The sequence below is a fragment of the Paenibacillus sp. 7541 genome, assembly GCF_002276395.1.
Classification (GTDB): domain Bacteria; phylum Bacillota; class Bacilli; order Paenibacillales; family Paenibacillaceae; genus Paenibacillus_AQ; species Paenibacillus_AQ campinasensis.
Map to the genome: position 1 here is coordinate 76399 of NZ_NQLZ01000023.1, position 22267 is coordinate 98665.

Annotated in this window: 22 protein-coding genes; 13 read left to right on the plus strand and 9 right to left on the minus strand. The window is 52.4% G+C overall.

Annotated elements, in window-relative coordinates:
- Positions 1-86 precede the first annotated feature (86 nt).
- From CHH75_RS14850 to CHH75_RS14875, 6 genes are all read left to right on the plus strand, one after another.
- A complete protein-coding gene (locus tag CHH75_RS14850) occupies positions 87-1124 on the plus strand; it encodes a lytic polysaccharide monooxygenase (protein ID WP_095398557.1) in 1038 nt (345 codons plus the stop codon).
- A 419-nt stretch (positions 1125-1543) separates the two neighbouring features.
- Positions 1544-3511 carry a methyl-accepting chemotaxis protein gene (locus CHH75_RS14855; protein ID WP_095265970.1) on the plus strand — a complete coding sequence of 656 codons (1968 nt, stop codon included), beginning with the start codon at positions 1544-1546 and terminating at the stop codon, positions 3509-3511.
- Between the two features lie 331 nt (positions 3512-3842).
- Entirely contained in the window at positions 3843-4709 is an 867-nt protein-coding gene (locus CHH75_RS14860; RefSeq protein WP_095265971.1) for a transporter substrate-binding domain-containing protein, read from the plus strand.
- Positions 4710-4907: 198 nt separating this feature from the next.
- Positions 4908-6128 (plus strand): ABC transporter substrate-binding protein, encoded by a 1221-nt coding sequence (locus tag CHH75_RS14865; protein WP_095265972.1) that lies wholly within the window; start codon positions 4908-4910, stop codon positions 6126-6128.
- A gap of 154 nt (positions 6129-6282) precedes the next feature.
- Positions 6283-7149, plus strand: coding sequence for a carbohydrate ABC transporter permease (locus tag CHH75_RS14870; protein WP_095265973.1), 867 nt, complete (start codon positions 6283-6285; stop codon positions 7147-7149).
- Positions 7149-7967: a carbohydrate ABC transporter permease gene (locus tag CHH75_RS14875; protein ID WP_095265974.1), complete on the plus strand. Its 819-nt coding sequence runs from the start codon at positions 7149-7151 to the stop codon at positions 7965-7967. Before CHH75_RS14870 ends, CHH75_RS14875 begins: the two co-directional genes overlap by 1 nt.
- Positions 7968-8115: 148 nt before the next feature.
- Here CHH75_RS14875 and CHH75_RS14880 read toward each other — a convergent pair whose 3' ends face one another.
- From CHH75_RS14880 to CHH75_RS14905, 6 genes are all read right to left on the minus strand, one after another.
- Positions 8116-8955: an undecaprenyl-diphosphate phosphatase gene (locus tag CHH75_RS14880; RefSeq protein WP_095398558.1), complete on the minus strand. Its 840-nt coding sequence runs from the start codon at positions 8953-8955 to the stop codon at positions 8116-8118.
- Positions 8956-9016: 61 nt separating this feature from the next.
- On the minus strand, positions 9017-9628 hold the full coding sequence (locus tag CHH75_RS14885; protein WP_095398559.1) for a DedA family protein: 612 nt from the start codon (positions 9626-9628) through the stop codon (positions 9017-9019).
- A 55-nt stretch (positions 9629-9683) separates the two neighbouring features.
- Positions 9684-11624 carry an ABC transporter permease gene (locus tag CHH75_RS14890; protein WP_095398560.1) on the minus strand — a complete coding sequence of 647 codons (1941 nt, stop codon included), beginning with the start codon at positions 11622-11624 and terminating at the stop codon, positions 9684-9686.
- Positions 11599-12369 (minus strand): ABC transporter ATP-binding protein, encoded by a 771-nt coding sequence (locus CHH75_RS14895; RefSeq protein WP_095398561.1) that lies wholly within the window; start codon positions 12367-12369, stop codon positions 11599-11601. Before CHH75_RS14895 ends, CHH75_RS14890 begins: the two co-directional genes overlap by 26 nt.
- Positions 12370-12481: 112 nt before the next feature.
- Entirely contained in the window at positions 12482-13477 is a 996-nt protein-coding gene (locus tag CHH75_RS14900) for a sensor histidine kinase (RefSeq protein WP_095265979.1), read from the minus strand.
- A complete protein-coding gene (locus tag CHH75_RS14905) occupies positions 13474-14175 on the minus strand; it encodes a response regulator transcription factor (protein WP_095265980.1) in 702 nt (233 codons plus the stop codon). Before CHH75_RS14905 ends, CHH75_RS14900 begins: the two co-directional genes overlap by 4 nt.
- Positions 14176-14434: 259 nt before the next feature.
- Here CHH75_RS14905 and CHH75_RS14910 point away from each other — a divergent pair, with 259 nt between their 5' ends.
- The 3 genes from CHH75_RS14910 to CHH75_RS14920 all read left to right on the plus strand — a co-directional run bounded on the left by CHH75_RS14910 (position 14435) and on the right by CHH75_RS14920 (position 17155).
- Positions 14435-15217, plus strand: coding sequence for a pirin family protein (locus CHH75_RS14910; RefSeq protein ID WP_095265981.1), 783 nt, complete (start codon positions 14435-14437; stop codon positions 15215-15217).
- A gap of 424 nt (positions 15218-15641) precedes the next feature.
- Positions 15642-16400 carry a C40 family peptidase gene (locus CHH75_RS14915; protein ID WP_230875603.1) on the plus strand — a complete coding sequence of 253 codons (759 nt, stop codon included), beginning with the start codon at positions 15642-15644 and terminating at the stop codon, positions 16398-16400.
- Positions 16401-16603: 203 nt separating this feature from the next.
- Positions 16604-17155, plus strand: coding sequence for a hypothetical protein (locus CHH75_RS14920; protein WP_244908206.1), 552 nt, complete (start codon positions 16604-16606; stop codon positions 17153-17155).
- Positions 17156-17263: 108 nt separating this feature from the next.
- On the opposite strand, the gene CHH75_RS14925 is transcribed toward CHH75_RS14920, so the two are convergent.
- Complete coding sequence (locus CHH75_RS14925; RefSeq protein ID WP_095265984.1) at positions 17264-17629, minus strand: AMP-dependent synthetase and ligase; 366 nt, start codon at positions 17627-17629, stop codon at positions 17264-17266.
- A gap of 76 nt (positions 17630-17705) precedes the next feature.
- Positions 17706-18197 carry a GAF domain-containing protein gene (locus tag CHH75_RS14930; protein WP_095398562.1) on the minus strand — a complete coding sequence of 164 codons (492 nt, stop codon included), beginning with the start codon at positions 18195-18197 and terminating at the stop codon, positions 17706-17708.
- Positions 18198-18405: 208 nt separating this feature from the next.
- Between CHH75_RS14930 and CHH75_RS14935 the strand changes: the two genes are divergently transcribed.
- Complete coding sequence (locus tag CHH75_RS14935; RefSeq protein WP_095265986.1) at positions 18406-18711, plus strand: hypothetical protein; 306 nt, start codon at positions 18406-18408, stop codon at positions 18709-18711.
- Between the two features lie 97 nt (positions 18712-18808).
- Here CHH75_RS14935 and CHH75_RS14940 read toward each other — a convergent pair whose 3' ends face one another.
- Positions 18809-19813, minus strand: coding sequence for an alpha/beta hydrolase (locus CHH75_RS14940; protein WP_095398563.1), 1005 nt, complete (start codon positions 19811-19813; stop codon positions 18809-18811).
- A 373-nt stretch (positions 19814-20186) separates the two neighbouring features.
- On the opposite strand from CHH75_RS14940, the gene CHH75_RS14945 reads away from it, so the two are divergent.
- From CHH75_RS14945 to CHH75_RS14955, 3 genes are all read left to right on the plus strand, one after another.
- Positions 20187-20768 carry a GNAT family N-acetyltransferase gene (locus CHH75_RS14945; protein ID WP_095265988.1) on the plus strand — a complete coding sequence of 194 codons (582 nt, stop codon included), beginning with the start codon at positions 20187-20189 and terminating at the stop codon, positions 20766-20768.
- Between the two features lie 19 nt (positions 20769-20787).
- A complete protein-coding gene (locus CHH75_RS14950) occupies positions 20788-21546 on the plus strand; it encodes an energy-coupling factor transporter transmembrane component T family protein (protein ID WP_095398564.1) in 759 nt (252 codons plus the stop codon).
- Positions 21547-21735: 189 nt separating this feature from the next.
- Positions 21736-22266, plus strand: a complete 531-nt coding sequence (locus CHH75_RS14955; protein ID WP_095398592.1) for an ECF transporter S component — start codon at positions 21736-21738, stop codon at positions 22264-22266.
- Position 22267: the final 1 nt, after the last annotated feature.

Genomic DNA, 22267 nt, shown 5'->3' on the forward strand with positions numbered 1-22267 from the left:
GGAAGGGAGGTGGGAAACGGGACGAATGAAGCTCGAGCCGTCTTGGTTTTTGTCACAACCCATATCCAAAAGGAGGAGAGTATTATATGACGTTAAGGTTGCCGAATCAAGCTTGGATGAAGAAACTTGTGGCCGTAGGTTTGATGACGATTCTGATGGGTGTAATCATGGTCATTTTTGCGGACAAAGTGTCCGCCCACGGATATGTTGAATCGCCAGCGAGCCGTGCATATCTGTGTAAGGAAGGGCAGAACTCGGATTGTGGAAACATCATATATGAGCCGCAGAGCCTGGAAGCCCCGAAGGGCTGGCCGAATGCAGGCCCTGCTGACGGACAAATTGCGAGCGCAGGCGGCTTGTTCCCGAAACTTGACGAGCAGTCCTCGACACGCTGGGCTAAAGTGAACATCACCCCGGGCACGACAACCTTCCAATGGAGACTGACTGCTGCACATGCAACGGCCAGCTGGAAATACTATATTACGAAAGACGGATGGAATCCGAATGCACCGCTGAGCAGAGCTTCATTCGATCTGACGCCGTTCTGCTCCATTGATTACGGCGGTGTAAGACCACCGGCAAACTATGCTTCGACTTGTAATGTACCGGCCAAAACCGGCTATCATGTGATCCTTGCCGTATGGGAAGTCGCAGATACCGCGAACGCCTTCTACAACGTGATTGATGTTAACTTTGTTGGCGGCGGCGGCAATCCGGATCCGGGTCTGCAAGCGCCGACAGGACTCACTTCGACTGCCAGAACGAATTCCAGCATCTCCCTGGCGTGGAATGCTTCGTCCGGAGCAGCCAGATATGAAGTTTATCGCGGCGGTTCGCTCGTAGGAACGTCCACATCGACTTCCTATACGGACAGCGGCCTGACAGCGGGCACATCTTACACCTATACCGTGGTGGCGGTCAACAGCGCAGGCAGCAAATCAGCGGCTTCGGCACCGTTAACGGTATCCACGACCGGCAGCTCAACAACCTATCCGGCATGGAGCGCGACAACCACTTACTGGGGCGGCGACCGCGTCACCTATAACGGCCTGAATTATGAAGCCAGATGGTGGACGCTTGGCGAAACACCAGGCAGCGCTTATGTGTGGATGCAGATTCCATAACGATGAGAATAGAAGAACGAACCGGCAGCCCTCGGGCTGTCGGTTTTTTATGCTGTCCGTTTCTGTATGTAGTGGATCATGATATCTTTAAAGGAATATATAGTAAAACAGGACTAAAGGTAGTGTGTAAAACATTTCATAGCATGCCTTAAAGACTATTTATTCAGGAAATCTCTATGTATAAAAGACTATGTAAATCAATGGCGAAAAATATCGAATTTGCTACTCAAAAACTATAACTATGCTGCCGATAATGTAAGAGGGAGCCTTACCGACCTGAAATAGCCAACATTTTTCAAAATTTTGTTTGTTTTTTGATGTAAGCATCCAGACTCTTACAGAAAAAAAGAGACCTGAAAAAGAGAGAGGCAGGAAAAGCGGATAGGACCCTAGGACCATCTTCGGGGAGGAATTACGGCATGCTAAAAAGTCTTAAGCTGAAAATGATTTTCATGATTTGCCTTGTGCTGCTGCTAAGCCTTGGCTCCGTATTCTTGGTTAGCTACAGCGAATCGTCGGATCTGCTGAAGAATAGCCTGAATAAGGAAGCGATGCTCAGTGCAGAGAACCTCGCGAGTTCGATTAACGATTTCATGGAATCGGAAATCGCCAAACTGGACGCCGTAGGTAAATTCCTTACAGGAAACAAGGATGAGGACCTGGCCATTATTAAGAAAGCACAGGAACAGCATCCTGAATTCGAGACCTTCTTCTTCTCACATGATTTAACAGGCAAGAATGTCATTAACTTTCTGGGAGAAGTGACGGACGTATCTGACCGGGTTCACTACCAGGAAGCAGGCAAAGGGGAAGGAAAGATTGTAGTTTCCGATCCGGTATTGTCCAAGCGTACAGGTAACAACATCGTAACGATGATTCTTCCGCTTATGAAAGACGGCAAGCAGTATGGATATATGGGATCCACACTTCCGATTAACGAGGTTCAGCAGAAAGTGTCTGACCTGACCTTCGGAGATTCCGGATTTGCATTCTTGCTCAGTGCTGCCGGAACCATTATGTGGCATCCGAATGAAGAGCTCGGCCTTGAACAGAATGTCTCGGATCTGGATAACGCAGAGATCTCCAATGCTTTTGAGAAAGTTAAAACGGGTGAAACCGGCTATTTCGATTATGTTATGGACGGAAATCAATATACCGCCGCCCACGCGACCTCGAACCTGAATTGGGGTGTGTTCGTAACAGCCCCAACGAAGGAGCTCCACGCTCCGATCAATGAGCTTACGATCACGCTGACACTGATTTCAGCAGCAGCTCTCGTATTGTCCATCTTGGCAGCCTCCTGGCTGACGGCGACAGTGCTGAAGCCGATCCGTCAACTGAATGAGGCAGTGAAGGACGTAGCGGCAGGGGATCTGACGAAAACGATCAAGGTAGACGGCAAGGATGAAATCGCCGTGCTTTCTAGCGACTTTAACCAGACCGTATCTCACTTGAAACATCTGGTAGAGGGTGTGAACAGCTCCTCAAGTGAAGTCATGAAGGTCACCGGCGTTGTAGCCAGCGGCGTGGAAACGGCGAAGGACAGCGTGGACCGGATTGGTTCTTCCATTAAGCAGATTGCAGAAGGCGCGAATGCGCATGCCTCGAGCTCCAACGAGATTGCAACCTCGATGAGCGATATGGCAAGCGGCATCGTTAAAATTGCCGAAACCTCTTCCATGGTATCTGAGGCTGCTCAGGAAGCGGCAAGCCATGCAGAGACGGGGTCTGTCGTTGTGGAACAGGCCGTGAAGCAGATCGGCAGCATCGGGGAAGGCACCGAGAAAGTGGGATCGGCGATCGAGCGTTTGAATGAGCGGTCGATGCAGATTGAAGAAATATTGAATTTCATTACCGAAATTACATCCAGAATCCGTCTTCTGTCGCTGAACGCGTCGATTGAAGCGGCGAGAGCGGGCGAGCATGGACGCGGCTTTGCGGTTGTTGCAGAGGAAGTGAAGAAGCTGGCAGGTCAATCGGAGAGCTCTACCGACCAAATCGCACAGCTGATCACGGAGATCCGTCAAGACACACTCAATGCGGTGGAAGTGATGGATGTCAGCCGTCAGGACGTGCGCGAAGGTGTGGCCCTTATCGAGGATGTACGGGAGAAATTCGCGAATATTCTCCAGGCTACCCGCAATGTAGCGGATCATATCCTTGAGGTTTCCGCGGCATCTGAAGAGATGTCAGCCGGTTCCGAGCAGGTCACTGCCTCTGTCGAGGAGTTGAAGTCGATTGCGAATCTGACCTCGAACGATGCGAAGAACGTGGCCGAGGCTGCCGAGGAACAGGTAGCAACGATCCAGCAAATCTCCGGTTCTGTAAGTCAGCTGGAATCGGTTGTGAGCGAGCTTCGCAAAGAGCTTGCCAAATTCAAGCTGTAATCACCCTCTATACGTTGATCGTCTCGCCTGCAAGCGAGCCTGATTCATCGCAACTGGAGAGGGGGGATGCCACCAGGAGAGAAAGCCGGAGCTGTAATCAGCACGATGACGCATGGTTCATCCTGAGCATGTAACAAGGAGAATACGATAACGCTGCCACTTCTTGTTGTCCATGCTTCGAATGCACTGTTCATCAGGGGGGATTCCCCGTCGCGGGTTACGGCTCCCATCGGAACATCAAGAGGTGTAAGAGTGAGGTCTGACATGGACCAGCTCAAGGCGGCGTTAGGAAGCTTCGGATTTACAACATGAAATACGGGAGGAATTCTAAATGGCTAAAAATTGGAAAAAAGGACTTATTGCTGGGGTTTTGAGTTTGTCTCTGGTAGCAACAGGATTTGCTGCAAATGAGGTTCTGAGAACGCCAGACGTAAGTGCAAAATCTGCAGCATCCCATGCACCGGGTCAAGTAAAGAAGCAACAGCAGGAACAATCTCAGCTTGATGAAATCATCAAAAGAGGTTACATTCGCGTAGGTATGACCGGCGACTACAAGCCATTTACATACCTGAATCCTGAAACGAATGAATATGAAGGCTATGATGTAGACGCTATGCTGGAGCTTGGTAAGGATCTGGGTGTGGAGGTTCAATTCGTGCAGACTTCCTGGTCTACAATGATGAAGGATTTGCTGGATGACAAATTCGACATCGCGGTGGGTGGAGTTACCCGTAACACGGACAGACAAAAAACAGCTTATGTATCTCAAGGCTACATGTCCTTCGGTAAAGCTCCATTGATCCGTCAAGAAGACAAAGACAAGTATTTGACCATTGAAGATATTAACAAGCCGACCGTTCGCATCGGTGTGAATCCGGGCGGAACGAACGAAGTCTTCGTTCGCCAGCACCTGACCAAAGCTAACGTAACAGTCGTTCCGAACAACCTGGACATTCCGCATCTGGTAGCTGACGGTACATACGATGTGATGATCACCGATACAATCGAGGCGATCACGTATGCCAAAGCTGATTCCAGACTGTATGCTGCATTGACAGACGCACCGTTCACCAACAACGAGAAAGGCTACATGATTCCTCGTGGAGACTTCGCCTATGCGAGTTTCCTGGAAATGTGGATGGACGAAATGAAGCTGCAAGGCAGATTTGCAGAAATCGAGAAAAAATGGCTTGAGTAGGCCGTAAGCTTACTCACCTATAGCAAGAGCCGAAGCAGATCAGGAGATAACGCCTGGTCTGCTTTTTTTAATGCCTGCCCGTGCGGCTTGCTGATCGGGTGCCGTGATCTCGGGCGTTTACCAACCAAGCGTACAGGGTATTACATACTACAGGCGTCAGCATTTGCCGAACTTAGACATGAAACGGAGGTTTTGCTGATGAGACTCGGAGTAAGGATCATAAGCGGCTTGCTGCTGCTCATCGCACTGACTGCCTGCAGCAGTCAGGCGGACACCGGCCGGGTGCAGATTGAATTTTTTCAGAACAAGCCGGAAGCGAAGGGGACGTTCGATGCGCTGGTGGATAAATTTAATCAGTCCCAGTCCGACATTACCGTCATTCAGGTTAATCCGCCGGATGCGGAAACTGTACTGAAAACGAGGGTTGTCAAGAATGATATTCCAGACATTATTGGCATGGGAGCTACGGATACATATTCGCTGCTGGCGCAAAGCGGCATTTTTATGGATGTGACGAATAGCCCGCTTCTGGAACAGGTTGACGCCACCTATGTACAAATGCTCAAGGATGTGTCAGGCATGGAGGAGGTCACGGGAATCCCGTTCTCTACGAATGCAAACGGCATTATGTATAACAGACAATTATTTGAAGAGATGGGGCTGACGGTCCCGGAGACATGGGATGAACTTCTCGCCGTTGCCCAAAAGGTAAAGGATGAGGGGAAGATCCCGTTTTATTTTACGTACAAGGATGACTGGCAGACCGTGCTTCCCTTTAATGCGCTGGCTTCGAATCTGGAGGGGATCGAGTTTTATTTGCAGCGGCGTGAAGATCAGGTGACCTTTGCAGACCGCTATCGCGAGGTGGCCGAGAAGCAGCTGGCGCTGATGGATTACGGCCATGGAGATAACTTTGGGAAAAGCTATGCCGATGGAAACCGGGACTTCGCCAGAGGAGAGTCGGTGATGTACATCCAGGGCACCTGGGCGATTCCGGAGATCAGGAAGTCGAATCCGGATATCGAGATTGGGTTCTTCCCGTTTCCGACCGGCAATGACCCACAGCAGAACAAACTGATCTCAGGTGTTGACACATTGCTGGCAGTAGCGGAGGATTCGCCTCATCAAGAAGAAGCGCTGCGGTTCATCGAGTTTCTGCTTGAGCCGGAAAATAGTGAGCAGTACATTACGGAGCAGACATTGTTCTCCACCGTGAAGGGGGTCAAGCAGGATGACCCGGCGGTAGCGGAGCTCCAGCCGTACCTTGAACAGGGACGGGTTGTGGATTTTGCGGATCACTATATTCCCGCAGCCGTTCAGCTAAGCTCAATTGTCCAATCCTTTTTGCAGAACGGAGATATTGACGCCTATTTGAGAAGGCTGGACACCGAATGGGACAAGGTGGCTGACAGGCGTTGACGGATGGGAGAAAACACGGTTTGCGCTTCCGAAGCGAGTTTTCTCGCAGTAGTTTCATAGTAGTTACCCTCGAAAACTTGGTTTGTGCTTTCGAAGCGAGTTTTCTCGCAGTAATTCCAAAGTAGTTACCCTCGAAAACTTTTAGGAGGTTCCCATGAACAAACGGCTCACGACATTTTATCTCATGACGATACCGGCGGTCGTGCTGTTCTTTGTCTTTCTCACGCTGCCGGCGCTGCAAGGGGTGTATTACTCCTTCACGAACTGGAACGGCTTTGGCGACCGCTTTGATTTCATCGGGATCAAAAACTATGTCAACCTGTTTAAAGACAATAACGTTGGCAACGCTTACTGGTTCACGTTCAAGTTTGCGGTTGTGGTAACGATTCTCATTAATTTTTTCAGTCTGCTGATTGCGATGGGGCTGAATGCCAAGATCAAAGCGAGAAATTTCTTTCGGGGCATATATTTCCTGCCCAATATTCTCAGTGTGCTGATTGTCGGGTACATATTCAATTATCTGTTTTCGAACGTATTCACAATCTGGGGGCAAAATCTCGGTATCGGCTGGCTCTCCACCAATATTCTCGGGAGCGAGCAGCATGCCTGGATCGGGATTGTCATCGTGGCGGTATGGCAGGGCATCGCGTATAACACGATTCTGTATCTGGCCGGGCTGCAGACGATCAACCAGACGTTGTACGAGGCCTCGAACCTCGACGGGGCTAACCGATGGCAGGAATTTTGGAGAATTACGTTTCCTTTGATTGCACCGTTCTTTACGATCAACATGGTGCTGGCGATGAAAAACTCGCTGATGGTGTTCGATCAGATCGTGGCTTTGACTAATGGCGGTCCAGGCCGGGCGACTCAATCGATATCGCATTTGATCTATACCGGTGGCTTTGAAGGAGGAGAATTTGCCTACCAGTCTGCGAACTCGGTGCTTTACTTCGTTCTGATCGCGGGCATTTCAATCCTTCAAATCCGGTTTCTGCAGAGAAGGGAGGCGGAGATGTAATGCGAACCAAAACGAACTGGATCGTTATGCTTCTGATTGCACTCGGCACCATTTTCATTCTGTTTCCGCTATACATGACTATGACCATCGCTCTGAAATCGCCGGAGGACATGCTGGTTTCCGTCTTCGGCCTGCCAACAGAGCTTCGGTTTGAGAACTTTGCCAATGCGGTCAGAATGACCAACTTCTTCAATGCCCTGGGCAACAGCGCGGCTGTGACAACCGCCACAGTGATTCTGACCCTGCTCACGAATTCGATGGTGGCTTACGCCATCGCGCGCAATATGGATCGCAAGTTTTTTAAAGGCCTGTATTTTTATTTTATTAGTGCGATGTTCATTCCGTTTCCGATTATTATGCTGCCCTTGGTTAAGCTGGCGGCGGGACTAAATATGACCAATCTGGTCGGACTGACCATTCTGCATACGGTATATGCCTTGGCGTTCAACGTATTTGTGTATGTAGGTTATATCAAATCCATACCGGTGGCGCTGGAGGAAGCGGCGCGGGTGGACGGAGGCTCGACCTGGGGCACATTCTGGCGCATCATCTTCCCGATGATGGCTCCGATTAACGCCACGATCGGCATCCTGATCTGCCTGTCGACCTATAATGATTTTCTGCTTCCGCTCATCATCATTAGCGACACCGACTCCTATACACTGCCTTTGGTGCAGTATATTTTCCAGGGGCAATTCAATACCGACTTCAACCTGGCGTTTGCCTCTTATTTGATGGCGATGCTGCCGATGATTATCATCTATCTGTTTGCCCAGAAATGGATTATTAACGGGATTACGCAGGGGGCTGTGAAGTAAACAGAGCGTGGATTGACCAAGGTCGTGGTGGCGTTAAGCTGATCATGAGGAAGCGGAACTGGATGCGCTGATTTCCGGGTCGAAATTCATCCTGTCGATCCCGGGAATAACGTCTTCCAGTTCCGTTATTGTTGAAGTGTCCCATCGTTTACAGATAGATCACTATAAAAATGACGGCCGCCAGCACGATCCGATAGATAGCGAATGGCACCAGCTTGATCCGGTTAATAAGCTTCAGGAGGAACCGGATCGAGATGAGGGCAAACACAAAGGCGGCCACAAAGCCGGCGATGAAGAACGGCAGAGCCTCCAGCGTGAAATACTCCCAGTTCTTCAGCAGAGACAGGAAGCTTGCCCCGAACATGATCGGCACCGCCATAATAAACGTGAAATCGGCCGCCACGCGGTGGCTCATCCCGAGCAGTACCCCGCCGGATATCGTCGAGCCGGAGCGGGAGAAGCCGGGCCACAGTGACAGACACTGAATCAGTCCTACCATAAAAGCCTGCCGGTACGTAATCTGGTCAACCGAGGACACCTGCGGCTTCTTTCTGCTGAGGAGGTCGGCAATGATCATGAAAATGGCACCGAGCACAAGCCCGATCAGCACCGTTCCGGTGGAGAAAAGATACTCGTCAATATAGTCCTCGAACAGCAGGCCGAGCACCCCGGCCGGAATGAGGCCGACGATAACCTGAGTCAGCTTGAGCCTGCTGCCCTGCACGGGCTGCCCTTGCTCCTGCTTCAAGTGCTTTAGCCCGAGCAGATCGAGAAAGCGGTCCTTAAATACAACCAGCACAGCCAGAATGGAGCCGAGCTGAATGACGACCTTGAATGTGTTAGCCACATACTTGGTCAGAAATTCCTCCGATTGCAGCCACATGTCATCCACGATGATCATATGGCCGGTTGAGGAGACCGGGGCGAATTCAGTCAGGCCTTCCACAATGCCGAGAATAATCGCCTTCAGAATCGTTAGAAAATCCATAGCCGACATACTCCTTCATTCATAAATTCAAGTGAGCGCGAAAAGCGGCGTAAACGAAAGGCTATGCCGAGTTCTTCCGCTTGCGGAAGAACAGGAACAGCAGCACGACGAGAGCCACGGCAATAACCGCATACGTAAGATGGGAGTACACATCCATAAAGGCGACAATATCCTCCCAGGATTCGCCCAACATGGCGCCTACGGTGACGAGAATAACATTCCAGATCAAGGTTCCGATCGTCGTGAAGAGCAGGAACATGCCAAATTTCATATTGGACATCCCGGCAGGGATGGAGATCAGGCTGCGAATGAGCGGCACCATCCGTCCAAACAGCACCGTCCAGTACCCGTATTTATCAAACCAGGCGTCCGCCTTGCTGATGTCTTCTTTTTTCACTCTGAGGATATGTCCCCAGCGCTCGACAATCTTCTCCAGCCGCTCAACATCGAGCAATCGGCCGATTCCGTACAGGATGACGGCGCCGACTACCGATCCGAGCGTTGCCGCAGCGACCACGCCGGGCACGGTCATGGATGTGTAGGTGGTCATAAATCCGCCAAAGGTCAGTATGATTTCAGAGGGGATCGGCGGAAAAATATTTTCGAGTGCAATCATGAGAAAAACACCGATATAGCCAAACTGCTCCATGATATCTGTAATCCAATTCTCCAACGATAACACCTCAATTAGATAAGCTTAGCGATTTAAGCGATCGGAAACTCGACGATTATACCATCGACTTTCTCAGCTTTCGCAAATATTGGCTCCGTATAAAAAAGAAATAAACAACCTGCATCATCAGAAAACTGACAAGCACCACGCCCATTTCGGCCGCTATCGATAAGTAAAAGTAGCTCTGGAGGGCGATAAATGCAAAGATGCTGTGTACAATCGCAAGCCCGATCGGGACAAAAAAGAGCAGCGCGAGCTGACCGGTCACAATCCGGCTGAATTCGCTGTCCGTAATACCCAGCCTCGATAACGTTGCGTAATGCCGCTGATCCGCATCCAGATTGGCATATAGGCGGAAGTAGAGAAAGCTCCCGGCGGCAATGAAGAATACGGTGCCGACGAGCAGTGCTGCAAACAGCAGAATGCTGTACAGGCTGTCCCTCATGGAATAGAGGGTTCCGCTGACGGTCAGTGCGTAAGGCAGCCCTTCAGTGTAACGGACGCTTCCACCGGGTGCCAGCTCGGGCACGAGCGCCTCGGTCTGCCTGTAATCCTCCACATAAAATCCGGTATAGAGATCGGTTTGCAGCGTGTGAGACAGCTCCGCAAACACTTCGTCATGAACGACCAGACCGCTAATATGCTCGTCCTCCAGGTCCGGCAGCAAATATTCGGGAACCGCCACATGCTTCGTGTACCGGGTTTCTTGAAGCGTCAGACCGGATGTGAGCACATGCGAAGTCAGCTTCCTTCCCCGCAGGTAGGTTCTGTCGTTCTGCGAGGCCACCAGCACAAGCGCTTCCTCCCGGGCGGGGGGCTCGTCGATCAGAGGCTGACCGGACATGAGCACCGCCTGCTTGTAGTCGGAGTATGACATCAAGGTGAGCAGATGGCCGGGCTGGCTGTCAGCCCTTGAGGGCTGCGCCTGCACATACTTGATCGGAAGCGTCAGCGCTTCAAATGGAATGCTTCGGCTCCCAAGCTCCTGGCTGATCTCGGACAGATGCGCAGCATCCAGCGAGCTTCCCTCCTTGGACATATAACCGACCGCGGCGGGAAAGTCCTCTTCGAACTGCTTGCTAAGCACCGGAATAGAGACGAAGACCCCGACGGAGCAGAAGGAGATCGCCAGCACGACCGTTACGATCGAGAACAGCTGGGCATGATCCCGGAGCCGGTAATGGAGGCCTGCCAGCGAGATCAGATTCGTTTGCTTCCAGGCAAAAGGGCGGCTGCGGGCGATCCGTCCGACGAGCTTCACCCCCAGCTGGGTGTAAAACAGATAGGTGCCGGCAATGGTTATCAATGTCACGGGAACCATGCGGTATGTCAGTGTGGAAGCAGTTGATGTCGCTGCAAGACCATAACCTAGCAGAAGCAGAACGACGGCGAGGACCGACAGGCCCCGGGAAGCACCCGGCTCCGGGCGAAGCGGCTGTCCGGACTGAACGAGATCGATCAGCTTCTTCGACCGGAGCAGCCATGGAATGCACAATGAAATGATGATGAACAAGACGGCGTAGCTGGCGGCGGTCAGGCCGAGCGCGCCGGCTGGCAGACGGAACGGCAGCGGCGAGATGCCGAGAAAGGCCGACCCGGCCATCAGAAACAGCTTTCCTGTAATGATGCCGGACACAATCCCGGTTGCGATGGCGCTGACGCCGATAATCATATTTTCGAGAAACAGCATATTGCTAAGCTGGCGATCTGTCATGCCGTGCATGAGCAGAATGCCGAACTCGCGTTTCCGTGTGTTCATAAAGGCGCCAACCGAATACAGCACGAAGAAAAACGAGAACACATACATGATCAGCGCCGCTCCCGCCATCGCCTGCACCACGACCGGATAGAAAATCTGCTGCCGAAGCTCCGGATGGTATATAAACAACGTGCATATGAAAAAAATCATGACCGAAAACGCGCTGCACAGAAAATAAGCGGCATACGTGCGCTTGTTCCGCAGCACATTGCTAGAAGCGAATTGTCGAAAGGTCATGACTCTTCCCTCCCAGCAGCGCAAGCATATCGATGATCCGCTGGAAGAACGCCTGGCGATGATCGCCGCAGTACAGCTCGTTATACAGCTGCCCATCCTTAATGAACAGCACCCGGTCGCAGTAGCTGGCAGCTACCGGGTCATGTGTAACCATGAGGATGGTGGCGGAAGCCTCCCGGCTTGATGCAGACAGCGTGCTCATCACTTCCCTGGAGGCTTTGGAATCGAGGTTGCCGGTCGGTTCATCGGCCAATATAAGAGACGGCTCCTGGATGAGCGCTCGGGCAATGGCCGCAAGCTGCATTTGTCCGCCTGATATTTCGTAGGTCCGTTTAGGCAAAATCGACCCGATCCCAAGCTGCGCTGCGATGTGCTTCACCTTGTCCTCCATCATGTTCAGCGGAGCGCTCTCCAGCATTAATGGCAGCACAATGTTCTCCTCCACCGTCAAGGTGTCCAGCAGATTGAAATGCTGAAACACAAAGCCCAGCTCCCGGCGCCGGAACAAGGCGGCTTCGTTTCTGCTCAGCAGATGGGGATTGCGCCCGTTGATCATCACTTCCCCGGCGGTAGGCTGGTCCATCGTGGCGATCAGATTGAGCAGCGTCGTTTTGCCGCTGCCTGAAGGCCCCATAATGCCGACAAATTCGCCTTGCTCCACCGTGAATCGGATATTATGCAGCGCTTGATGAGCGACTTTGCCCTCGTAGATTTTTGATAAATGCCTGACATCCAGTATCGGCATCGCTCTTCACTCCTCACGTCCGATGCTTATATTGTAGATCAGCCCTTTCCCCTCGGGCCATGTTGCTAACTTACAGTTGCATTACAACCTTGTAAGGTTTCTATAAAGGGAATCAAGTGTCCTCCGCGAATAGAATCCGGAATGTGGTGCCTTCGTTCACCCGGGACTCCACCTGAAAGTCATGCCCCAGCTTGGTCAATATTTCTTTGACAAGGTACAGCCCCATGCCGGTGGATTCCTGATAACGGCGTCCGTTCTCCCCGGTGAAATAAGGCTCGAATATGCGGGGCAAATCGCTCGGAGGGATACCGATGCCTTCATCCCGCACCTCCAGCACGGTCTGATGCTCCCGCCGAAAGCCTTCAAAATAAATGGTTCCCTGATCATGAGGGGTATAGCGGATTGCGTTCGTGACGAGCTGGGTAAGAACAAAAGAAAGCCACTTCTCATCGGTGGTCACCTTCAGATCAGCGTCTATACGAATCGATGGATAGATGCGTCTGCGGATAAACAGCCGTTTCTGCTCGGAGGTGACCGAACGGACGACGCTCTCCAGGGGCAGGCTCTCCACATAAAAATCTCGCTCGAAGGTATCCAGACGCGCGGTGTAGAGCACCGTTTCCAGCCCTTTCTTGAGCCGGTCCAGCTCATCTGCGATCGCTGCAAAACGGTGATCATCCTCGTCCTGAATGATGAGATGGATGACAGCCAGCGGTGTTTTCATCTGATGCGCCCATTGGTTAATGAAGCGGATATGGTTCTCGATTCGAACCTTGTAGCTGTCCAGCTCAGTCGCATAATAACGGAACTGGCTTCTCAGGAGCAGATGCAGCGCCTCGGCCATCGGCGTATGCGAAGTCTCCGCGCGAGATTCGCCGGTCAGCGGCCCATCGGGCCGATGCGCCTGCTCCAGACGCTTATAGAAGGAGCGATTGGCTACATACCGGAAGATCAGATAACCTGCGAGCAGCAGGATGCTGATCAGCACGGCATACAAGCTAACCGACGTATTCTGGAATCCACCCAGGCGATAGATGAGCGTCACGACAAGCAGTTGACCTATATATACAAGGATCAGCGGACGCTGATCCTGCAGGAATAGCTTCATGGTGTATCCCCCCAGTTCGGCACCAGCCGGTATCCGCGTCCGCGCACCGTTTGCAGACCGTCATGGATGCCGAGCGCGGCGAGTTTCTTGCGGACCCGGGTCACATATACATTGAGCGTGTTGTCATCCACAAAAGCCTGATCATCCCATATTTTCTCCAGAAGCCGGTCACGGCTAACCACCTGCTCGCTTTTTTTCATCAGTTCATCCAGGATGATCGCTTCGGTATGGCTGATCTCAACCCGGTTATCCTTCCATGACAGGGTCAGGCGTTCTATGTCGAGAAGGAGGCCGGCGACTGACAGCGTCCGTTCGTTCTGTCCGGCTGCATAGGAGCCATAGGCGCGCCGGAGCTGGCTTTTGATTTTGGCCATAACGATCTCGTAGTCAAAAGGCTTCGTCATATAATCGTCCGCGCCGTTCTCGATGGCCATCACCTGATCCATCTTGCCGTCCCGGCCAGAAATGAAAATAATCGGACAAGTGGAGAGGCTGCGGAACTGGCGGCACCAGTAGTAGCCGTCATATTTCGGCAGATTGACATCCAGGAGAACAAGATGCGGCTCATAGGCCTCGAACTGTGCACGCACGGTTTCGAAATCATCGATGGCTAGCGTGTCATATCCGAATCTGTGCAGATGCTCTGTCAGCAGACTGACAAGTGCGGCGTCATCCTCAACGATCAAGATTTTGAACATATTGTAAAATCCCTTCTTTATATACATTCAGTACCGATTGTATTGTACCAAATTGCAGAACGAGAGCGTTAAACGGAAATACGGGACGCGTCTTTCCCGGGACGCATCATCCCTCGCCTTCAGCGGCTGATGCAGTGTATGGAGAAGCGATTGCAGAGACGATAATTATGAAACGTTGATATCGTCTTAAGTTAGAGATAAGATGAGAGAGGATTCACAGAATAGTCACAAATGGATGTCCAACCGAAGGAGGCGGAATATGAGGGGGGAAGTATATACACCTGACAAGCAGGGGAGAAGTGTGATGGATGACGGGAGAATAATAGAGCTGAGGCCGATTGCACTCTCCGGCGAGGGAGGAGCGGTGACGCGGGTAGGCCCGCTTTTTTACTGGTCCTGGCTCGGGGTGCCGCTGGAAGGGCATGCCCCGATGCACCGCCACCAAGGTTTTGAAGTCGTGACTTATATGATCCAGGGGAAGACCGTTCATCAGGATGAGTACAGCGGGCATAAGGAAGCGGTGGCAGGCGATCTGCTGCTTATGCGTTCAGGCTCGGGAATACAGCATGAAGAATGGTATACGGGCCCGGACGCCGAAGGCTTTCAGATCTGGCTGGAGCCGCATCTTCGCAATGCGCTGAAGCAGAATCCGGCCTGTCGCCAATATATATCCGACCAGCTGCCGGTCCTTCCGTTCGACGGGGGCTCCCGCAAAATAATTATCGGTGACGGATCGCCGGTAGACGTCTCGGTGGATGTACATATGATCGATCTGCAAGTGCTGGCCGGACATAAGGCTGCTTATGAGCTCAAGCCGGGACGGATGCTGGCGGCCCTTGCTGTAAGAGGCGGCGGTGTCTGGTATAGGGATTCGGAAAATGATGGGAGCATGCTGCCTTTTCTCCATCGTGATTTTATGGTGATCGAGCATGGCTCAGAGGGGCCGGAAGGCTGGAGCCTGCTGGCTTCAGACGATATCCGGATGATTCTGATCGACGTTCCTCGTGATCCGGGCTACCCGCTCTACGCCAAACGCCCCTGAAAATATGACAATATTGTAGTGGAAGTCCGGGCGCAACGTGCGCTAGACTTTAGTCTGTACCTCGGTATTATTAGAGGGCAGACTTTTTTTATGGATTTCCCCGTTGTTTAACCATAATCCCCCAACGAAGGACCTATCATTCTCCGAAGGCTCTGGATTTGTCATTCCCATTTTTCAATTACCTGGAAGCATCCCCCAAATTTTGAATACAAATTAATCTATTTATACTAAATTTATGTTGGAAAAGCGACAAAAGTCCTCCTTCTTGGCAATAGTTGGCATACCCATTTGTGCATATAGTAGCATGCGTCCCGGTGGACAGGCTGGCTATAATGAGTGCGGGATTACGAGATGGGTTCGTAATTCTAATCATGCCAGATGGGGGAGATCAACCATTCTTACGAAAAAAGGTTTCAAAAAGTTGTTGGCTGGGACGCTACTGTCGGCAGTTGTTGTAGGTTCTTACGGCCATGGATTCACAAGTCCGGTCCAAGCCGCTTCCACGCAGTCTGTAACTACAGGAGTTGCGAACTCCAATGTGTATATGAGAAGTCAGCCTTCGACTTCGGGCAAGGTTGTAGCCAGAGTGTACAAGGGTGACAATGTTCGGATTCTGGCCAGCAATTCCAGCTGGTATAGAATTGTCGATTCGAAAGGCAATCAGGGCTATGCTTCGGCGAAATATATTACGGCTCAAAGAACATCTTCCGGTTCCGGCAGTTCTGGCAGCAAGGCTCCGGCCACCAACGCAGCGGTTGAGAGAGTGATCAATGCCGGGATGAAATATTTGGGCACGCCTTACGAGTTCGGCTCTAACCGCAGCTCCACCAGAACGTTTGACTGCTCGGATTTCGTGCGCCGTGCATTCATTGAAGGGGCAGGCATTACACTGCCGAGCAATTCCCGCACCCAAGGTGCCTGGATCAAGGATAAAGGAACGGATGTGTACAGGCTGAGTGAATTGAAGCGAGGGGATCTTGTATTCTTCATGAGCTACAGAGGCTCTTCGGCATCCGCATACGCTGGAGTGGACAAGTCCAAGCAGCGGATTACTCATGTGGCCATTTACCTTGGCGACGGCAAGCTTCTGCATACTTACTCCAAGCAATCCGGAGGCGTTCTGGTTGGAGATTTCAGTTCTTCGTGGCAGCATCGTTTCCTGTTTGGCGGAAGTGTGCTGTAACATAGACAGAATTCGTGAAAGAACGGTTATTCACATACGCAAGCTGCATGTATTATGTACACAAGCTGTCCCCGGAGCTGCGCTGGCCGCCGGGGGCAGCTTTTTGCTTGTCTGAGCGAACGGAATAGCTGCAACCTTGCCTCTCGTTCACTCGTCTGGTAGGTGAGGTGATGAATATGAAAAAGTCACTATGGTCCATATGGATGCTTCTGTTAGTCCTTGCAGGCTGCACAGGCCAGGTCGCGCACGAGGTGCCGTCGTCTGTCCCGGACACGGAGGAGCCCGCTCGCGAGAGCCGCTCGGAGAGGGTCGAAGGAGATTTTGTCTACCGGTTGGTCAGTGAACAAGGAGAATATGCTGCAGGGGAACAGGTGCAATTGTATGCTGAGCTGGAATATACAGGGGAAGAGGACGAAATCACGATATCGCATGCCGCATCTCCATTCTGGTTTCCGATCCGTGAACTGACCCGGGAATATGACATTTCCTATGGGATGAATGAGCCTTTGCTTCATACGACGCTCAAGAAGGGCGAGCCGTTACGCGAATATTACAAGGGCGCGTATGGTTATAATGGCGAGGATAACGATGCGTACAAGCAATTTATTAAGTCGCTCGACAACGGATTTCCGGAAGGGCGTTATGTCGTATACGGGTCTGCCGATTTTCTCGTTCAGGCACCGGAGATAGAAGGGGAAGCCGAAGCGCCCGATGTATACAAGCTGACAACGGAAATCGAGTTCGTTGTGAAGTGAGGCAAGCTCGCAGAGAGAAGCCCGAATCGATAGAAAGAAGAGCGATCATTCGCAGGGTTTTGCTGCGATAATCGCTCTTTTTGTGATGCTGCCGTTCCTCAGTATCGTTTATTGAAATCCGCCGTTGGACGAACCCGGGAATGGCTGATGTGAATTTGGCGAGGTTTGCCCGAAGTTCGGCTGAATGTGCGAGATGTTCTGCGTTGCGGCAGAGCTTTCTACTTGTCTGACGATCTGGGACATTTGCTGATACTGCTGCATCGCCTGCTGATGACCTTGAAGCGCGGTCTGGATAATCTGAACCGCCTGCCGCTCACGTTGAGCCAGCTCCTCCAGACGCATGGCGTTCTGCTGCTCCTGATGCAGAAGCTGCTGATACATTTGGGTCGCTTGCTGCGTTTGCTGGGTCAGCTGCTGGATCATTTGTTCACATTGGCGGATCTGGCTGGCGATTTGCGATTGATTCTGATACATGTGTATTCCTCCTAAGTGATGTTGGGTCAGGCCCAGATTAGTGTGTGGAGGAATACACAAAAACATGCAGGGTTTGTTAATTCTGGACCGAAAGCTGATCTTCGAGCAGGCGCACAAATTGTTCCAGGAAGGCCTGGTCCTCTTCATCAAAGCGTCCTTTAAGCGGGCTGTCGATGTCAAGCACACCGTATAGCTCGCCGTTCACGATCATCGGGACAACGATTTCGCTGTTGGAAGCAGCATCACAGGCGATATGGCCGGGGAAGGCATGGACGTCTTCGACGACCACGGTTGATCGCTGTGAGGCGGCCGCTCCGCATACGCCGCGGTTCAGCGGAATCCGGATGCAGGCTGGCAGTCCCTGGAACGGGCCGAGCACCAGCTCTTTGCCATCGTACAGATAGAAGCCGACCCAGTTAATATCGGATAGAAAATGTCCAAGCAGCGCCGACGCATTGGCCAGGTTGGCAATGGCGCTTGGTTCGTCGTGGATAAGAGCTTTTAATTGACCAAGCACCTGAGCCTGCTGCTCGCTTCGGGTGCCCTCGTAAGGTATATTTTGAAACACGGCGAAATCCCGCCTTTCCGTATAGTATGGCTGATGATATCAGATGTATCCATGCTCCAAGATAGTACATGGTGACGGGTTCGTCAAGCATGGCTCTAACGTACGGAGCCAAGCAAGGAGGGCTGGCCGTGATTCCGGTTGCAGGTGGAAGGGTAATGAACATTGAATGGTCGTTCGCTACACTGAACCGGAAGGGAGAGAAGCAAACATGCGGGCAGACGTGCAAAACTTGTTAATCGGCATCTACATGCTATACCGTGCCCATGAGCAGGATCTTACGATCAGCGGCATGCAGGAGGAGCTGGAACGGGAAGGATACAAGGTGGCAGACCGAGAGGTCAAGCTGGAGCTTGAGCGGCTGACACAGGACAATTTCCTGACCGCCCACGGCGATAGCTACAGCATAACCGGAGCAGGCATTGAGGAATTCAAGGAGATCCAGCGCAAGCTGGGTGAACTCGTCGATCTCGTGCTGAAGCCGGTCAAGATGAAGAAGGCCGATTCGGCGGTCTAAGACGCTAAGATGTGAACAGAATAGCAGCCCTCCCAGGCGGAAGGAAGCTGCATTGGCAGTTACCGTCAGGGAGGGCTGTTGTGTTGGCTGTTGCGATTCAGGCCGGGGCAATGCGGTTCTCGACCGATGTGCCTGAACCTGAGCCGGACGGTTCGGATTCCGATGATGGGACAACGGAACGAACATGATCCGGCGATCCGATATAAGTCCGGGTGAACGATTGCACCTCGGACCGATACAGTGCCGGATCGACATGATAGGCGTTGGCATGAATGGCTCCGTTAATGAGCAGCAGTCGTTTCGGTTCGGGCTTCTGCTCGTACATCTCCATACTCATCCGGGTCGGAACGTAGTTGTCGTCCGTGCCATGGATGAAAAAAACCGGGATGCGGCTGTCCCGCACGGCGCGGATCGGGCTCACCTGCTCTACGCTGAAGCCTGCTTTGCGCCGGATGCGGGAGGCCACCCAGGACAGAAACGGAATGGAAGGGATTTTGTTCAGCGTGGTCAACTGATGCCTTAGCAGCTCGGTCAGATCGGAATAAGGGCAGTCGGCAACGACAAATTTGACTTGAGGGTCGGCGATCGCCAAGTATTCAAGCACTGTTCCGCCGCCCAGTGATTGACCGTGCAGTCCGATGCTGAGATCCGCTCCGTATTCCCGGGTAAGCCAGCGAACCCATGCCTGCACATCATATTTTTCGTAATATCCGTAAGTGGTAAAGCGCCCCTCGCTTCTGCCGTGCCTGCGCTGGTCAATCAGCAGGACATTGCAGCCTTCCTCCACGAACATATCGATAAATTGAGTAGAAAACGCCCTTGATCCAGTGTAGCCGTGAACGACGATAACCCAGCGCTTGGAGCCGGGATGACGCTCCACAGCGTCGCCGCACAGCCTCAGGCCGTCGAAGCTGGTGATCACGACCTCTTGTTTCTCAAGCGCCTCATAACGCTCCCTGCTGTATAACCCGGCTTTTTCCAGAATGGAGAACAGAAGGTGATCATTTCTTACTCTCATTCTCGTAATTTGCAAATATCCGAGTTGTGTAATCGCGGCAGCAAGAATCACAATAACCAGCAGAATGGAGATAGTAATGTACATCTTTACACTTGGCCTCCTTGTTTCGGTTATGCATGCGTGGATGCAGTATTGACGGGAGTGCTTCGGATGAATCAATATAGCTGTAAGGTTGTTTTCAACAACGAGGGTTCCAGGATTAATCGAATAGCAGGCTGTTCATCGATACGAACGCTGCCTATACTCCTCTATATTGTACCCGGAAGCGGCTGGAATCGCATGCTGCGAATAGCTGACAACGGGTAGTATCACCGAAAATAAGGTTTGCCACTCCTGATGATCAAAAATTGAGAGGCCCAACTTCCGTGTAAATGGCCAGTTCCCTCATTCCCCGCAGCGCATGTCTTGCTGGAAGCCAAACACGGATTTCTGATGAGCCGAAAAAGGAGAGATGCCTGTGTACCGCTGTCAAGGCGATATTCCCGAGCTGACAGGGGAGCGAATCAGACTCCGAAGGATGGAGCCTTCGGATGGACGAGCGATGTATGCGTGCTGGGCGGATGCGCAAACAGCTCGATTCCTGGAGATCCCGGCGATCAACGGGGCGGAGGCCGCCGCCGCTTTAATCGCTTCGCTGAACAAGCTGGCTGAAGAGGATGAAGCGCTGCGCTGGGGCATTGAGCTGCGACAGACGGGAACGCTGATCGGCAGCTGCGGCTACAATTTGTGGCAGCTGCAGGGGGCGTATCGCGGGGAGATCGGCTGTGAGCTCGCCAGCGCCTACTGGGGCCAAGGCTATATGCAAGAAGCGCTGTCTCTATGTATCGATTATGGTTTCTCGCAGATGGAATTGAACCGGATCGAGGCATACTGTGACCGGGATAATGGGCGAGCGGCCGCTTTTTTTCACAAAATGGGTTTCGTCCTTGAAGGGACGCTGCGGGAATATCGTTACTCGGACAGAGGCGCTGTGGATGCGGTGGTCCTGTCCATACTGCGCAGGGAGTGGAATGCTCTTCCGCCGCAGACCAAGGCTTAGATGCTAGGAGTTGTTGGATGTGTTGATTCAATTTGAAACCGGAAATACGCTGCTGCACAGAATGGATCCTCTCAGCAAAATGACGGTGCTGTTCTGCGTGGCGGTGATGGCCATGGTGCTGGATCATTTCTCGCATCAGGCCGGGCTGCTGCTATTGTGCATCGCGGCAGCCCGCGGCCTTGCAGGTCTGTCATGGATGCGGATTGCCAGGGGCATCCGGTTGATTGCGATTGTGGCTGTTCCGTATTTTGTACTTACGAGCCTTACGGCATCGGGCGAGACGGTTGTGCTCGCATGGGGGCCGCTTGCATTCACCGCCGAGGCGCTGAATGCCGCCGCTGCAATGTCGCTGCGCATGATTGTGCTGTTCCTGTCGTCGCTGGTGTACATCGTGACCACCGATCCAAGAGCGCTTGTGACAGAAATGGTAGTGAGGCTTCGTTTGCCGTACCGGTTCGCCTTTGGCATCTCGGCCGCCCTGACGTTCATTCCGCTGCTTGAGGCAGAGGGCACCCAGATCCTGGCCGCCCATCAGGTGCGGGGGCATCGTCCGCCGAAAGGGATAACGGGGCGCATCCGCTGGTGGGGGCGGTTTGTCACCGCGGTGCTGCTGAATGCGTTGCGGCGGGTCCAACAGACGGCCGGAGCGATGGAAAGCAAAGGCTTCGGCGCTTTCCCGGATCGGACGTTTCGCAAAGCGGTTACGATTCCTTGGTGGAGCCCGTGGTCGGCTGCAGCTGGCGTGCTATTGACCTTGCTTGTGTGCTGGATTGTCTAAATTGTTAACCTTGAATTAATAAAATAGGTTGACGTTTCGGATCGGAGAAGGCAAAATACTAGAGTAACAAAATTCAGCGAAACACTTCCGAAGAAGCAAGGGAAGTGCAGTCAAGGAGGAGTTCAAGTGTCTTCATCCGCTTCTACCCATCATAAATGGTTCTCGTTTACAACCCAGGAGATTATCCTGATGGCGATGCTGGCTGCGGTCAATGCGGTGATCACAGTGTACATCGGTCCGGTTAACAAGCTGCTCACCAGCCTCGGGGGGCCGATTGCAACCTCGACAACGACCGGAATTTATATGGTTTACGGTCTGCTGGCCTATTACATCATCCGCAAGCCGGGTACGGCCGTGCTGACATTTGCCATAGGAGGAACCATTCAGGCCTTAACGGGAACGGTTTACGGCATCGCATCATGCTTTGTAGCCGCTGGTTGTTATATGGTAGTGTCAGAGGCGATCTTTGCCATCTTCCGTTACAGGAATTGGAGTGCGGGCGTAATGATGCTGACAGGAGGCGCGATGGTGCCGCTGTGGTTCCTGTTTGCTTCGATCATGTTCGGTTATACCGCTTGGCCGATTGGCGTGCTTGGCGCTGCGCTTGTTGTCCGGATTGCCAGCGGCATTGTGGTGTGCGGCCTGCTGACGAAGGTGCTTGGCGACGCGCTCGTCAAATCGGGGCTGTTGCGGCGGTTTGCGGCCGGGGCGCGGAGTTAAC